Annotated in this window: 12 protein-coding genes and 1 tRNA gene; 4 read left to right on the forward strand and 9 right to left on the reverse strand. The window is 37.4% G+C overall.

What is annotated here, in order from left to right:
• Positions 1-155 precede the first annotated feature (155 nt).
• From Q9Q86_RS09755 to Q9Q86_RS09765, 3 genes are read left to right on the forward strand one after another with little or no spacing between them, the layout of a single operon-like run.
• On the forward strand, positions 156-377 hold the full coding sequence (locus tag Q9Q86_RS09755) for a hypothetical protein (protein ID WP_004908914.1): 222 nt from the start codon (positions 156-158) through the stop codon (positions 375-377).
• Positions 378-382: 5 nt separating this feature from the next.
• Positions 383-1,249 (forward strand): lysophospholipid acyltransferase family protein, encoded by an 867-nt coding sequence (locus Q9Q86_RS09760; protein ID WP_112987474.1) that lies wholly within the window; start codon positions 383-385, stop codon positions 1,247-1,249.
• Positions 1,250-1,302: 53 nt separating this feature from the next.
• Positions 1,303-2,412 carry a glycosyltransferase gene (locus tag Q9Q86_RS09765; protein WP_112987473.1) on the forward strand — a complete coding sequence of 370 codons (1,110 nt, stop codon included), beginning with the start codon at positions 1,303-1,305 and terminating at the stop codon, positions 2,410-2,412.
• Here Q9Q86_RS09765 and Q9Q86_RS09770 read toward each other — a convergent pair.
• From Q9Q86_RS09770 to Q9Q86_RS09810, 9 genes are all read right to left on the reverse strand, one after another.
• Positions 2,401-3,450, reverse strand: a complete 1,050-nt coding sequence (locus Q9Q86_RS09770; RefSeq protein ID WP_112987487.1) for a glycosyltransferase — start codon at positions 3,448-3,450, stop codon at positions 2,401-2,403. The two genes, Q9Q86_RS09765 and Q9Q86_RS09770, sit on opposite strands and share 12 nt — an antisense overlap.
• 32 nt (positions 3,451-3,482) lie before the next feature.
• Positions 3,483-4,136, reverse strand: a complete 654-nt coding sequence (locus Q9Q86_RS09775) for a hypothetical protein (protein ID WP_227540275.1) — start codon at positions 4,134-4,136, stop codon at positions 3,483-3,485.
• A gap of 99 nt (positions 4,137-4,235) precedes the next feature.
• Positions 4,236-5,861: a glycosyltransferase family 2 protein gene (locus tag Q9Q86_RS09780; RefSeq protein WP_171293792.1), complete on the reverse strand. Its 1,626-nt coding sequence runs from the start codon at positions 5,859-5,861 to the stop codon at positions 4,236-4,238.
• A gap of 4 nt (positions 5,862-5,865) precedes the next feature.
• The gene (locus tag Q9Q86_RS09785) at positions 5,866-6,621 is read right to left on the reverse strand and encodes a glycosyltransferase (RefSeq protein ID WP_112987471.1); all 756 of its coding nucleotides are present in this window, start codon (positions 6,619-6,621) and stop codon (positions 5,866-5,868) included.
• Positions 6,622-6,787: 166 nt separating this feature from the next.
• A complete protein-coding gene (locus Q9Q86_RS09790; RefSeq protein ID WP_112987470.1) occupies positions 6,788-7,948 on the reverse strand; it encodes a nucleotide sugar dehydrogenase in 1,161 nt (386 codons plus the stop codon).
• 142 nt (positions 7,949-8,090) lie between these two features.
• Positions 8,091-9,017 (reverse strand): branched-chain amino acid transaminase, encoded by a 927-nt coding sequence (locus Q9Q86_RS09795; RefSeq protein ID WP_112987469.1) that lies wholly within the window; start codon positions 9,015-9,017, stop codon positions 8,091-8,093.
• A 26-nt stretch (positions 9,018-9,043) separates the two neighbouring features.
• The gene (gene glnE / locus Q9Q86_RS09800) at positions 9,044-11,791 is read right to left on the reverse strand and encodes a bifunctional [glutamate--ammonia ligase]-adenylyl-L-tyrosine phosphorylase/[glutamate--ammonia-ligase] adenylyltransferase (RefSeq protein WP_112987468.1); all 2,748 of its coding nucleotides are present in this window, start codon (positions 11,789-11,791) and stop codon (positions 9,044-9,046) included.
• Between the two features lie 72 nt (positions 11,792-11,863).
• Positions 11,864-13,135: a sensor histidine kinase KdpD gene (locus Q9Q86_RS09805; RefSeq protein WP_112987467.1), complete on the reverse strand. Its 1,272-nt coding sequence runs from the start codon at positions 13,133-13,135 to the stop codon at positions 11,864-11,866.
• Positions 13,136-13,748: 613 nt separating this feature from the next.
• Positions 13,749-13,835 (reverse strand) — tRNA-Leu (locus tag Q9Q86_RS09810).
• A gap of 180 nt (positions 13,836-14,015) precedes the next feature.
• On the opposite strand from Q9Q86_RS09810, the gene queA reads away from it, so the two are divergent.
• The gene (queA, locus tag Q9Q86_RS09815; protein WP_099949190.1) at positions 14,016-15,053 is read left to right on the forward strand and encodes a tRNA preQ1(34) S-adenosylmethionine ribosyltransferase-isomerase QueA; all 1,038 of its coding nucleotides are present in this window, start codon (positions 14,016-14,018) and stop codon (positions 15,051-15,053) included.

Genomic DNA, 15,053 nt, shown 5'->3' on the forward strand with positions numbered 1-15,053 from the left:
TAGTTTTATGGATCAAATAAAATCCCTGTCTCGTACAGGGTTTTTTTATGGCTATCAGCCCCCTCATTTTGGAGAGCATTGGTACGATAATTTATACTTTGAGAATATCTATGCTAGTGGCATAATGAACTGCTTTTTATTGAGAGGTCATTGTTATGGCAATGCGTCCGGATGTACGTCGACATGCAATTGTGATTATTGTGTTTTCTTTGGCACAATGGTTTTTTATGCGCTATATCTTAGCAAATGAACTTTTCAATATGACGACCAATGAACGCATTTTATATTTTTGCGTTAGTAGCTTAGCAGGTGCACTTCTAATCTTTGTCGCCCTCATTTATATGGTCCTCAAAGGCAACGCGAATAAACAAGATTAATCGCAATGTCGTTTTATACCACTTTACTCAGTATTCTACCTTTAGCATTTTTGCGCAGTATTGCAAAAGTGGCGGCTTACTTTATTAATCAAAACCCAGATAAAAGTATGCTTTGGAAAACACGGGTAAATCTAAGTCTTGCTTATCCAGATATTCCTGAGAGTGAGCGTGAAAAGCTTGCTAAAGAAAGCGTAACGAAGCAATGTTTAAGTTATATCGAATCTGGGAAATGCTGGGCAATGCCTCCCGAATGGAGTATCCAGCAAATAAAGATGGTTCATCATTTAGATGTACTAACAAATGCATTAAATGATCCCCGAGGTGCTTTAATTATTACCCCTCATCTCGGTACATGGGAAATGATGAATGCATGGGTACACCAATATGGTATTCCTACCATTATGTATAAACCCATGAAAGACTCAGGATTTAATGCTTTTGCTTTACATGCTCGCCAACGGTTAAACGCGACACTAGTTCCAACTGATGCCAACGGTGTTAAAGCATTATTCAAAAACCTCAAACAAGGTGGTTTCAGTGTAATTCTGCCAGATCATGTCCCTCAACCCTCTGGTGGTGTCGTGGTTCCTTTTTTTGGAATTCCCTGCTTAACCAGTACTTTAGCCAGCAAAATGGCACAAAAAACTCAATGCCGCTTAGTGGGATTAAGTTGTTTCCGAAGAGAGGATGGTGAAGGTTTTGAGGTCTACTGTGATGATCTCAATGATCCTGAACTTTATGATCGAGATATAGAAGTTGCAACAACTGCATTAAATAAAGCGGTAGAGCAAATGATCAACCGCTTCCCAACTGAATACATGTGGGGGTATAAACGGTTTAGGGGTGGAGATATACCTGATCCATATAAATAAAAATTGCTTATCCAATTCTCTTCTGTCTAATCCCATCCAATGAGCATCATTTAATGACAGCACCATCAAATAATAAAAATCTTCTTTTCATTGTTGATCATCTTAAAGGAGGGGGTGCAGAGATTATGCTACTTAATCTTGCAGATCATCTCTTTGCCAAGGGTTATACTATCCATATAATGACTCTATTGGATATCAACAACTATCAGGAACGCACAACAAAATTCCATTTACATTGTGCATGTTTTCCTCAACACTTTGTCGGCGGGAAACTTCTAATAGACAAACCACTTGAATCAGGGAAAATTGCTCATTTTCAATCCATGATCAATTTAATCAATCCCTCTGCCATTATTGTAACGATCTGGTATGCCTACCTCACCCTACCTTATATCCAGCACCCCAATCTATGGGTTTGGTCACAAGGCGATATTCTTCCAGCCTTTAAAAAAACATGGAATCCGATTAAACTATTACGCAATATATATAAGCAAAAACTCTTTACCGAAAGATTTAAAGAAATTTTTTCCAATCAGAACATTATTGTCCTCAATACAGATTTAGAAAAGAAATATAAGCAATTACTGGACAATATTAATATTCAAGTCATTTATAATGGTTTACTTAATCCGAAAATCCCAGCAGATACCCAAAATGAAAAGATTTGGGATATTTGTTATGTAGGTCGATTATCACCCTCTAAGCAAATTGAACATGGCATAAGCGCTTTAAGCCAATCCAACCTTTCTGGAAAGATGGTAATTGTGGGTGATGGCGATAGAAAAAATAAACTACTTAAACTGGTGAAAAAATTAGATTTGCAGGAACGCGTAATATTTACAGGTTGGGTTGAAAACCCACAGCAGTATATCCAGCAAAGTAAAGTCCTAGTTCTGCCATCTAAAACAGAAGGTTTTGGCTTAGTAATTGGTGAAGCGCTAATACTTGGTACACCTGTGATTGCCTATAATTGTAGTCAAGGAATTTCATACCAGCTATACACTAAAGATATGCAACGTGGGCTGGTGAAAACCAATGATATTCATGCTTTAAAAAATGCTTTGGAAGATGTCATTCAACACCCCTATCATATTCCTGAGGATATTATGGAACGATATAGTATGGATCAAATGACACAAGCATTTATACAACTAATTGATTAAAGACAGGTATTGCTTGGCTGTTTGGACTGGCAAGAATTTTTGATCCAACCCTATTGTATAAGATGTAGTATCATCCAAAGTTTTTTCAATTTTATTGGCCAAAGCATCAATATCCTGTATAGGGACCAAATGATTGGATGGTAAAACTTCATTGGGTCCTGATGGGCAATCCGTACTGATAATTGGTGTATTTAATGCCAATGCTTCTAAAATTGCGATGCTAAAACCCTCAAAATCAGAAGAGACCACCATTAATTTTGCATTCTTAATAAATGGATAAGGGTTTTTCTGGAATCCAGCAAAGATAACTTTATCTTCAATATTCAATTCTTTTACCAGTTGTTTTGAGGTTTCCATCAATTCACCTGTACCCACCAGCACTAACTTCTGTGATACATTTGCTTTGGCGTATGCTTGAATCAAAATATCATGGCGTTTTTGCTGCTTAAATTTCCCAACATTAACAATATAATCCTGATATTCAGGAATAGATTCATTTGCAGCATTCCGCACAACATCCACATCAATTGGATTATAAATAGTCTTAATTTGGCTTTTTTCACCAAATAGCAGCCTAAAATCCCGCGTAACTCCCTCGCTTACACCAATACAAGGTTTTGCTAAATAGGTCTTCTTCAATTGCTCAATAAATTGAGGAGTAAGTTGCTTTGCGTATTCCTGACTAGTGGTATTGTGAATTACCAAATGAACATTGGGTAATTGACTATGAGCCAAAATAAAATCCACAGGATATAGATTTGAAAGTACAAGATCAGGTATACCAATATTTTTTAGCACAAACTTATCAAATGCCCGTGCTGCAAAACCTGTCCGCATAAACTTTGGAATTGCACGGTATTTTTGATAATCAAAAAAATGAAGCTGGATATTTTCAGGTATAGGCAAATCTATAATATTTTTAAAATAAACAATATGTGCTTCATGTCCAGCATCAACCAAACCTTTTGCAAGTGTTAATGCGAATCGCTCTGCTCCATTCCCTTGTAAGGTGAATATAGCTATTACAATTTTTTTCATCTGAAGATTTACCATTTATCAATATCCAAGACTTACCACCAGCTTGTGCGTTCTCTTTTATGACGCTGTTTCGAACGTGAATAAATATTATTATTTTCTTCACATTGTAGACGTTTAAAGATTTCAATAACAATTGCACCTAATTGATGTTCTGAACAAACCTGATCTAAGCGCCAACGCATATTTCGAAGTGTATCATCTGTGCCAACTGCCAAAGCTGATGTTCCATCAAAGAGAGCAACCCGTTGACTTTGTAATTTTTCTAAGGCGGTTTTGTTTTCCACATATCGTTGATTACACAAAATAGCTTCTGTTTCCTGAGCTTTAATTGTATTTATCAATACTACCGCTATCATCAATATTGCTCTCAGAGTAGTATCTTTTTCATAATCTATGAAAGTATCACAAGCAGAAACCAACCATCGCGTATTCAAAGAGTTTAATAAAAAATCTCGCTCACTTAGCCACAAATCTTTGAATTTATTATAATTTTTATCAATATCAATTTCACGACGAATCAAAACAATTAAACTGGCGTGAAAATGATTGATCTCAGGCTGCCCAACAAACTCTCGCTTAAGATTTTCTATATGCTTATTTAAATCTTTTTCAGAGCCATAGGTATATTCAATGTCATTTCCAACAATCAACTTTTTCTTAAGTGTCTCTATATCAGTTTGCTCCAAGCTTTCATAAATTTTATCTGCACCAAAACGACGTTGATGTCGACTAAATGAAAACCATTGCTCAAACTTGGATTTTTTTCTAGGAGGCATCACACACCACTACTTATTTAAGCTATTTCCTTGAGACTTTTCCCAAAGAATCAAATATTTATCAAATGTATAAAACATCAAAACTAAAGATGAAATGATCCCATATGCACCAGATAAGAATGCGCCGCGTATCCAATATTCACGTATAAACGAAAAACAGGTCCGCAAGAGTATACTAATCAAACTAATGTTTTTCTGATATTTGTATTTATCACAAGCCCAATCAAGACTATAACGATTACGCTTCACCACATAATGAAATAAATCTTCACTAGTAAAATGGAGATGCAAACCTTTTAATTTGACAATCTGAGCTCTGTTTGTATTGACAGACTCATGCACATCCAAATCAGAATAAGAAAAAAAGTGACGAGCATAAAGGCGATTTTCCCAATCACGATACCAACCTCTTAAATGCGTCGGTATACCTGAAAAATAATTCACTCTAGCCAAGCTAAAAACGCAATCTGTTTGTACTGACTGGTTTAAAATCTTGACTATCGACTCACGTAAACTTTGACTCAATCGCTCATCAGCATCTAATACTAAAATATAGTCACCCGTTGCATAGTGCTGTGCTAATTGACGTTGTTTTCCAAATCCCTGCCAATCTGTATTCACATACCACCGAGCATGATATTTTTCAGCAATCTGAGCAGTTTGATCATGACTACCTGAATCTAAAATCACAATTTCATCTACAATATCATGTACTGTATTTAAACAAGCTGCTAAATGTTTTGCTTCATTCTTAACAATCATAACCAAAGACAAAGTAGACTTTTTTCGTGATTGATCAATTGGGGTTAAAGTTTTTGCAATATCTACAGATTCCTGAAATGCTAGTTCTGCCTGATTATTAACTAAGTCATATAAAATTGCATATTTATTGAAAGTATATTGAGTAAATAGTAACGAATAAACCAGCCCATACTTCCCCATAAGGAAACGACCATCTATAAAATACTGCTTAAAAAACGCCCAAAAAGTATGCACAAAAATGCTTAATGCACCACAAGTTTTATTTCGTAGTGCACGATCATCAGCCCAAGCCTTGGCATAAGATAAACGCTTATCTATCCAAAAATATGGCGTTTCTGCAGTATGATGTAATAAAAGACCTTGCAAAGTAGAAGTATGAGCATCTTTGATTTCTATTGATTCGTGTACTAAATTATCATTATATTGAAAATTTGCTGGATACAATCGCCAATGCGCCTTTAACGGCCAATATGGATTATCAATTGCATGCCCAAAAATACAGTCAATTCTTTTAATACCATAAATTGTGTTTTCCGGCTTATTTTTTATAACCTGAAGGATACTTTCCTTCAATTTAGGAGTGATTTCTTCATCAGCATCTAGTGCTAAAATCCAGTCACCCGTTGCATAACTTTGCGCCAACTGTCTTTGCTTACCAAAACCTTGCCAATTTGTATTTACAAACCATTGACCACCAGCAGCTTCAACCAACTGCTGACCCTGATCTGTACTACCAGAATCAAGAACAATAAGCTCATCAATCCAACCATTTAAAGCAGGTAAGGATATGGCTAAATTTTTTGCCTCATTTTTTACCATCATCACAACACTTAAGCGAAATGGTCGAGGCTGTTGATTTAATACAGACGACATAGAATTACTGCCAAGCCTCTTTAATCCAATCTGATGGCAATACATAACGATACCATTTACCACCACCACCATTGATTGCATCAGGTGGATTAATTTCACCGTGGAAAATAATAATCTTAACGCCTTCTGGTTTTACTGGTGCTTGGAAATAAGCAAATGGAATTTTTCTTAGACAATGATATTTATAGCTTTTACACCACTGATCATTCCAATAACTCAATTTTCCTTCTTTGTGAACAAACCAAGATAAATAGGCTTGCTCATTACGGAATTTTTGACGAATTTCATCAAAGTTTTCACGAAAATACGGCAAAATATCAGGAAAAGCCCCTAACTTAAAACGATAAACAGAACTATTCCCTGTAATACGCCAAGGTCGCTTCCAGTCATGAATAATCAGAAACTCACCTGGTTCTTGGAAGAAGCAATCTATATTATCTACGATGACAACATCTAAATCTAAAAACAGTGCATTGCCTTTTAAACCATACAGATCAGGTTCAAAAGTTGAGAGTTTATTCCACCCACGCTCTGGACTTCCTGCAGGCAAATCTAATGGAGGAATCGGGAAGCATTGTACATTCGGATCAATACCTTCTGTACGATCCGTTAAGCACACCATTTTAAAAGGTAAAGTAAGATGGCGTTGCACCATATTATATAAACGATTGACATACTCGGCACCGTACTTGGTTCCCCATTTCATGCACAAAATAATATTGTCTTCATGAGCTGCCGAATCTTGTTGAATGTCTGCCATCTGCTAACCTTAAATGCCTTAGATATTATTTTAAATGCGCGGGAAATAATCCCAAATCGTCAAAACAATATGCACTGAATGTTGAGCTATCTTAGCATAGACCTTGTAACTTTTTTTATTATTAATTCGTCAAACCCTTCAAGCCATTTATGTTTTTATCACCTTATCAATTGATACCAAATAAATCTCGCGTGTAGATTTTTTCCATGACATCACTGAACATCGGCACCATACGATTGACAATAATCAGATCAGAAGCCGATTTAAATTTTTGTAAACTACTCATCACCGGATGCCCAAAATACTCTTTAACATCCAAAGTAGGCTCATAAATCACAATCTTTATGCCTTCTTGAGCAAGTCCTTGTAATACATCATGAACAGCAGATTCTCTAAAATTATCTGAATCGGCTTTCATCGTTAGGCGAAATATACCCACACATGAAACATTATGACTCTTAATATCTTCAATGATCGCCTGTTTGCGAGTTTGGTTAGAGCGAATGATCGCTGAAATCAGCTCTTGAGGAGTATCATCATAATTAGCTAAAAGCTGTTTGGTATCTTTAGGCAAGCAATAACCTCCATAACCAAAAGAAGGATTATTGTAGTGATCACCGATGCGTTGATCCAAACCCACCCCCTTAATAATATCCAAAGCACTCAGCTTGTTTTTTATACAATACGTATCCAACTCATTAAAAAATGCTACTCGCATTGCCAAATATGTATTTGAAAATAGTTTAATGGCCTCAGCTTCAGTTGAGTCAACACAGAGTAAAACTGCATCCTTTCTGACCGTGGCTTTTAAATACAATTTCGCAATCTTTTCTGCGCGTTTAGATTTTTCACCTACGATAATTCTAGATGGGTAGAGATTATCTTGTAAGGCCTGCCCCTCTCTCAAAAACTCTGGAGCAAAGATTAAGTTCTTAAGTTTCAGCTTATTCGAAATTTCTTTGGTATAGCCCACAGGCACTGTAGATTTAATAATCATCAGCGCTTTTGGGTTTATTTTTTGAATATCATCGATGACAGATTCAATACTAGAAGTATCAAAATAGTTGGTTTCAGGATTATAGTTTGTTGGGGTAGCAATAATAATCAGCTTAGCATCCTGATAGGCACGCTCTTTTTCAGTCGTTGCCTCTAGATGCGACTCAGTTAAATAGTGTTGTATGCAAGTATCACTAATCGGTGAAACTTTTTGATTTAATAACTTTACACGACTTTTATCAATATCTAGTAAAACCACATTATGCTGCTTAGCAAACAATAAGGCATTTGATAAACCCACATAGCCAGCACCCACTACAGTAATCTTCATTCGTTCTCTGATTTTATTCTTGATCTTAGTGACCAAGCTAAAGAAGTTAGATGAAAGATTAATGATGATTTAATTGCAATCTATTGACATTGTTTCAATAAAAAAGCGAAGCATGAGCTTCGCTTTCTTCGCAGAGTTTTACTTATTTAACGTAAGTTAACCAATCTGCATATTTATCATTACGACCTTGGACGGCATCAAAGAAAGTCTTTTGAATTTCTGTAGTAATCGGACCACGTGAACCACAACCAATTTGACGGTCATCATACTCACGGATTGGTGTTACTTCAGCAGCTGTACCTGTGAAGAATGCTTCATCAGCGATATAGAATTCATCACGTGTGATACGGCGTTCGATCATTTCATAACCTAAATCTTTAGCAATCGTGATCACCGTTTGACGTGTAATTCCTTCTAATGCACCACCAGCCAAATCAGGTGTATGTAATACGCCATCTTTGATCAAGAATACATTCTCACCAGCGCCTTGGCAGACGAAACCTTGAGGGTCAAGCAACATTGCTTCGTCATAACCTGAACGTGCGACTTCTTGGTGTGCCAAGATAGAAACTGTGTAGTTACCACATGCTTTCGCTTTACACATCGTCACGTTTGGATGATGGTGAGTGAATGAAGAAGTTTTTACACGAATACCACGTGCCATCGCTTCTTCACCAAGATATGCGCCCCAACCCCATGCAGCTACAGCAGCATGAATCGTGTTATCTGTTGCAGCAATACCAAGTTTCTCAGAGCCAATCCAAATTAATGGACGAAGGTAGCAAGACGCTAATTTATTTTCACGAACAACGTCAATTTGTGCTTGTTCTAATGTCGCTTGATCAAATGGAACATTCATTTGATAAATTTTTGCTGAATTTAATAAGCGCTTAGTGTGATCTTGCAAACGGAAGATTGCTGTACCATTTGGGGTTTCATAGGCGCGGACACCTTCAAAGACGCCCATACTGTAGTGTAGTGTGTGAGTTAAGACATGAATTTTTGCATCACGCCAATCCACTAATTTTCCATCTTGCCAAATAAAACCATCACGATCAGCCAAACTCATCGCACATACTCCATTTTTTTACACAATCATTCACTTTCCAATGCTATTGCACTTGGATCAATTAACCTTTGCCATAACTTGCAAACGATCTCGCGGGTATCGTGCCAATCCGCAGCATTAACTTGCATAGATTGATTTGCAAGTGCTAAACGGTGGCTCTCAGCTCGTTCACGGAGATAAGCGTGTATTAATGCTGTGGCATCTTCACTGGATAAGCAGCCTGCTTTAGCAGCATCTTCTAGAATTCTTACATTATCGGAAAAATGGGCGAGATCTGTATTCGTCCCACTCCATGCAAGCACTGCATACTGTGCCATAAATTCGATGTCAACGATACCACCTGAGTCCTGTTTTAAATGAAAAATCCCATGTTTTTTTTGCTCAGAAGATGAACCCAAATGATCTTTCATTTTCTGACGCATTTTTAACACTTCTTCACGTACCTGATTTTCATCACGAACCTGAGTTAAGATTTGACAGCGTACCCGTTCAAATTGCTCACATAAACTTTTCTCACCTGCAATTGAACGTGCACGAACGAGCGCTTGATGTTCCCAAAGCCAAGCACTTTTTTGTTGATACTGCTCATAAGCTTTCAGACTCGTCACCAACATCCCTGCTTCACCAGACGGTCTTAATCGGGTATCAATTTCATAGACCCGACCATCAAGTGTTTGAGTAGTCATCAAGGACATAAATTTCTGAGCAACACGGATCGCAAACTCTGCACCACTGATCCCTTTACGTCCGTCAGTCTCTGTTTGCTCTTGAAAGTCATGAATAAATACTAAATCCAAATCAGAACCATAGCCTAACTCGATACCACCTAGCTTGCCATAACCAATTACGGCAAAAGCTTGCGCATCCAAACTACATCGTTGACCCTGACTGTTGACAGGGTAACCATGACGTTGCGCAATCGCTTGATAAGCTAAATTTAAAGTCGCTTGGACACATACTTCAGCAATATCTGTTAATGCATCTGAGACTTTCATTAAATGACTTTCAGCCAAGACATCACTGGCAGCTACAGCGAGTACGTTGCTCTTTTTAAACAATCTCAATACTCGCATTTGATCTTCAACCTGATCAATTTCAATGCGCATTAATTGTTGGCGTAAGGAATCTTCTAAATCTTTGCGTTGCGGCAACCCAAAGTCCATTGAAAGGAACTCATCCAACAAGACGGGGTATTGTGTTAACTCTTCACAGATCCACGGGCTTACTGTCGCCATTTTTACTAAACGCTGCAAAGCACCACGACTTTCCATCAACATGACTAAATAGACAGTTCGTCGTAATACAGACTCAACCAAGGGCATTAATCGTAATAAAGCCATTTGAGGTTGATCTGATTGTAAAATGGCTTCGACTAGATGAGGCCAAAATTTCTTAAGCCGTTCTAAAGCACTCGCAGGAATTTTACGTAGTGCTTGCCCATGCCAAAAATTTTGGATCAAGTTTTTAGCATCATCATCCAGAACTGCATTCAGACGTTGTTCTAGTTCTACAGAATCATCTATGGGAGCAGAGAACTCTTTCTCTTGAATGAGTTGTTTAAACTGAACTTTGACTTTATCTCTTTTTTGATTCAGAACATTTAAGAAAGAATTCCAATCACTAAAACCCAAGGTATCTATCATACGTTGGCGCAATTCAGGTTCAGACGGTAGAGATTGAGTTTGTTGATCATTTAATGCCTGAATTGCATGTTCAACTCGTCTTAAAAACAAATAAGCATCTTCAAGATCAAAAACAGCTTGCTGATCTAATAATTCAGCATCACCCAAATGATGCAAGTTAACTAAACATTGTCGATCTTGCAGCTCACGTCGGGAACCACCATAGATCAACTGAAAAACTTGCACGATAAACTCGATCTCACGTATTCCGCCAGCGCCTAATTTAATATCATCTTCGATATTACGGCGTAGAACTTCTCGCTCAATCATGGCTTTCATTTCACGCATCGCAGCGAATGCAGAATAATCAACATAACGCCGGAAGACGAATGGACGAGCCATATCCATCAAATCTTCGCCTTCTTTTCCACCTGTAATCACACGGGCTTTAATCCATGCATAACGTTCCCATTCACGCCCATGCTGGCTCAGATATTTTTCCAAACCTGTATGACTGATCGCTAAAGCTGAACCGTCACCCCACGGACGTAAACGCATATCTACACGGAAGACAAAACCATCTGCAGTGATATGGTCCAACAGATAAATTAACTTCTGTCCCCACAAAATACAGAATTGCTGAACATCAATACATTTACGGCCATTGGTCTCACCTTGCTCATCAAAAGCAAAAATTAGATCAATGTCACTGGATAAGTTCAGCTCTTTTGCACCAAGTTTCCCCATTCCAATGACAATCAAATCCTGAACCTGACCTGAATAACCGATTGGCTCACCGTGTTTAGCAATCAATGGCTTTCGCGCAAAATCTTTCGCAACGCAGATACAAGCATCAGCAAAAGCAGAAAGCTCTCGAGTCAGTGTCACTACATCGGTTAATTGGTTTGCATCTTGCCAAATCCAACGAAACATTAATTTGGCACGCAAAATACGCAATGCCTTCATCCATGCTTGCTCATCAGTCTGAACTGCAACCGTTTCTTGGACGGTTTGGTGAATCGTTTCGGTAGATAAAGAGGTTGAAAATTGATCTTTGCTATAGGCTTGTTCTAATTCTGATTGGTATAAATTTAAAACTTGTTCTGCATATTGGCTTGCAACTAAGGTTTTATGTAGCTGTTCCGCATTCATATAAAAAAGCTCAACTGATGTCTGGTCATCTCTAGTAGTTATATCAGTTACATCGTTATCTTTAAAATCACTTTAGACTAATTTCGCTTTCGATTTATGTTGTTCGGTAGATAATTCAGCATGTTGGCGTTCAGCAGGTAAGCAAACTTTAAAGACCGTGCCCTCACCCTCTTGAGATGTCACACTGATTTCACCATGGTTCAGCTCAACAAAACGCTTACACAAAGAAAGCCCTAAACCCGCACCTTTTTCACCAGCTGTGCCCTTTAAACTCACCGTCATACGTGGTTGAAATAAATTCTGTATCTGTTCTTCTGTCATTCCCAAACCAGAATCTTTCACTCGTATTTCCACGAATTCGCCCTGAGGTTGGGCTTGAATATAAACTTTTCCTGCGCCATCCGTATCCGTAAATTTCAATGCATTTGAAACAAGGTTTTGGATCAAAGAAGTCACCATATTCATATCTGCATAGACTTTAAGACTCTCATCTACTTCATTGATCAATTGGATATTTTTCTTCAACGCTAAGGTTTTTAAAATATCTGTCACGATATCGGTAATTTGTCTTAATTTAAAATTTATTGGGTGATATACAAAACGCCCACCTTCAGCCATTGCCCAATTCAACAAACTTTCCAACAGGTTGTAAGTCGACTGTGACGTCTCATAGAGATAGTCAGCGATGTTTTGGATACTAGATTCATCCAATGTATCACGCTCTTTAGCCAAAATCTCTGAAAAACCCAATAAACCATGGAAGGGAGCGCGTAAATCATGGGAAATAATAGAAAAGAATTTTGTCTTGCTAAAATTTAATGCAGACTCTTGTTCGTATAATTCTTTGAGTTCATCGTGATTGAGTTTCAATTCAAGTTTTTGCATAAAGCTTTTACAGTGGTCTTGTAAAAGTTGTTTCTGAACTGCACTAAAGTCTCGAACAGCTTCATCAAACAAAATTAGATAACCTAAAGAAGTTTGATCTGGATGCCTCAGATGAACAGCGACAAGGGATTGTGCTTTAGATTTCAACGCATGTACAAACGAAAGTAAATTTAAATAATGTGGGTGTGTTTCATCAATAAAATCGTTATTTACAAACAGAGTATTCAAACTTTTCGTGACTTTTGTAGCGTCAATTGCAGTCAACTTTTCTGAACAGTGATGCCAAAAATAAGGCTCTTGATGAAAAATAAGTAAAGCTTTACCGACTTGCATTAATGTTTTATTGAATTGTAAGAACTGTTCAAGCAAATTTTGCTCTGAAGTGAGACCCAAAGAAAGAGAAATTTTACAAGCACTTAACTTGTCGGCTTGCTGTAATTCTAGTAATTGAATAGCCATGCTTGCCTCTCGGATATTATCGTTATTCGGTTATTTACGTTTTAATAAGAAAAAATGTGAAAACTATCACTACTATTAACAAACTTTAACATAAAAGGCAATTCTTGATTAGATCAATTCGCAACAAAACGTGAAATTTCATTAAATTTAAACGTATTGAATTATGTATCGAAGATTTATTTTTTAGCTACATGTTGAATGTTTAAATCATCATATATTTCTATCATCGCATCTGATCATACTAAAAAGACTTAGTGGGTACTCTTTAATGACATAATCAACTTCAAGATGGCTTACTCTTTCAGAACACACTAAAGCCTGAGCAGCACAATCCTTTACAATCTTCTCTTTGTCTTATTCATAATAATTGTCGATATAATCAGTTATCGCTGCTCACTGCTCTCAATAGAATTTCCATCTATGAGTAAATCTTTTTGCTTTATCTAACCGAACAAAGAGCTGCAAGATCGTTAAAAAATTTGTCATACTTTTATAATTAAATCTAACACTCAATACTCTTTTATATTTATTGTCGGAATAAAATTTTAAATTAAAAATGATTTGGCATTAAAAAACCCCAAGCCTTTAATACCAGCTTGGGGTCTTTGAATCTTGGTCCCGAGGGTCGGACTCGAACCGACACGTCATCTCTGACAGCGGATTTTGAGTCCGCCGCGTCTACCAATTTCACCACCTCGGGAAGAGTGCGATGCTTTGTGTTGCGTATGATAACCTGTTTGATTTTATTGTCAAACCCCATCTTTAACTTATTGTTCACTTTTAAATCATTCAGTTATTTTTCTTAGGAAGTTATCAGCAGCTCAGCGCAAAAATACAAAAAAGACTATACTACGCACAATTTCTGCAATGTTTTAGATGTATGCAACTTTCAGACTTTTCATTTGATCTCCCTGATGAACTTATAGCTCGCTATCCTCTAGAAAGCCGTAGCGCTTCGCGTTTACTTCATATCGATGATCAAGGTCATTACCATGATCATAGCTTTACTGATATTTTGGATTTATTAAACGAGGGTGATTTGCTCGTATTAAATGATACCAAAGTCATGAAGGCTCGCTTGAAAGGTAAACGTGCAACTGGTGGGGCAATTGAAGTTCTTGTTGAACGTATGCTGGACACACACACAGCTCACTGTCATATTAAATCAAGTAATTCACCTAAAGCTGGTGCAGAACTTTATATCGGTGAAGATTCAGTTCCAGTTACAGTAAAAGGTCGCCATGAAAACTTGTTTGTGGTTGAGTTTTCACAACCGATTTTATCGATACTTGATCAATACGGTCAGCTCCCTATCCCCCCTTATTTCAATCGTGAAGCAGAAGAAATTGATACAGAACGATATCAAACGGTTTTTCACGATCCTGAAAAAATTGCTAGCGTAGCTGCTCCAACAGCAAGTTTGCATTTTGACCAAGATTTATTAGAAAAATTAGCGGCAAAAGGTGTGCAAAAGACATTTGTGACTTTGCATGTCGGTGCAGGCACATTTATGCCAGTTCGTACAACAGACATTACCAATCACATTATGCACAGTGAATGGTGTGATGTTCCACAATCCACGATTGATCTTATTTTAGAAACCAAAGCACGTGGTAATAAAGTGATTGCAGTCGGTACGACAGCAACTCGTGCATTGGAAAGCGCGGCTCAAGCAAATGATGGCAAAATTGCTGCATGGACAGGTGATACCCAGATTTTCATTTATCCAGGCTACCAATTCTGTATCGTCGATCGTTTGATTACCAACTTCCATTTGCCCGAATCAACACTTTTAATGCTTGTTTCTGCGTTATCAAATCGAGACAACATTTTATCGGCTTATGAGCATGCAGTTAAAGAACGTTATCGTTTCTTTAGTTACGGTGATGCTATGCTAATAGACAAATTAATCGTTTGA

It is taken from the genome of Acinetobacter sp. A22, from assembly GCF_030913345.1.
Lineage (GTDB): Bacteria > Pseudomonadota > Gammaproteobacteria > Pseudomonadales > Moraxellaceae > Acinetobacter > Acinetobacter junii.

Coding starts and splice junctions, on each gene's coding strand:
- Q9Q86_RS09795 (WP_112987469.1), bottom strand. CDS start 9,017: ATGAGTTTGGCTGATCGTGATGGTTTTATTTGGCAAGATGGAAAATTA.
- Q9Q86_RS09755 (WP_004908914.1), top strand. CDS start 156: ATGGCAATGCGTCCGGATGTACGTCGACATGCAATTGTGATTATTGTG.
- Q9Q86_RS09785 (WP_112987471.1), bottom strand. CDS start 6,621: ATGGCAGACATTCAACAAGATTCGGCAGCTCATGAAGACAATATTATT.
- Q9Q86_RS09805 (WP_112987467.1), bottom strand. CDS start 13,135: ATGGCTATTCAATTACTAGAATTACAGCAAGCCGACAAGTTAAGTGCT.
- Q9Q86_RS09765 (WP_112987473.1), top strand. CDS start 1,303: ATGACAGCACCATCAAATAATAAAAATCTTCTTTTCATTGTTGATCAT.
- Q9Q86_RS09780 (WP_171293792.1), bottom strand. CDS start 5,861: ATGTCGTCTGTATTAAATCAACAGCCTCGACCATTTCGCTTAAGTGTT.
- Q9Q86_RS09790 (WP_112987470.1), bottom strand. CDS start 7,948: ATGAAGATTACTGTAGTGGGTGCTGGCTATGTGGGTTTATCAAATGCC.
- Q9Q86_RS09760 (WP_112987474.1), top strand. CDS start 383: ATGTCGTTTTATACCACTTTACTCAGTATTCTACCTTTAGCATTTTTG.
- queA (WP_099949190.1), top strand. CDS start 14,016: ATGCAACTTTCAGACTTTTCATTTGATCTCCCTGATGAACTTATAGCT.
- Q9Q86_RS09770 (WP_112987487.1), bottom strand. CDS start 3,450: ATGAAAAAAATTGTAATAGCTATATTCACCTTACAAGGGAATGGAGCA.
- glnE (WP_112987468.1), bottom strand. CDS start 11,791: ATGAATGCGGAACAGCTACATAAAACCTTAGTTGCAAGCCAATATGCA.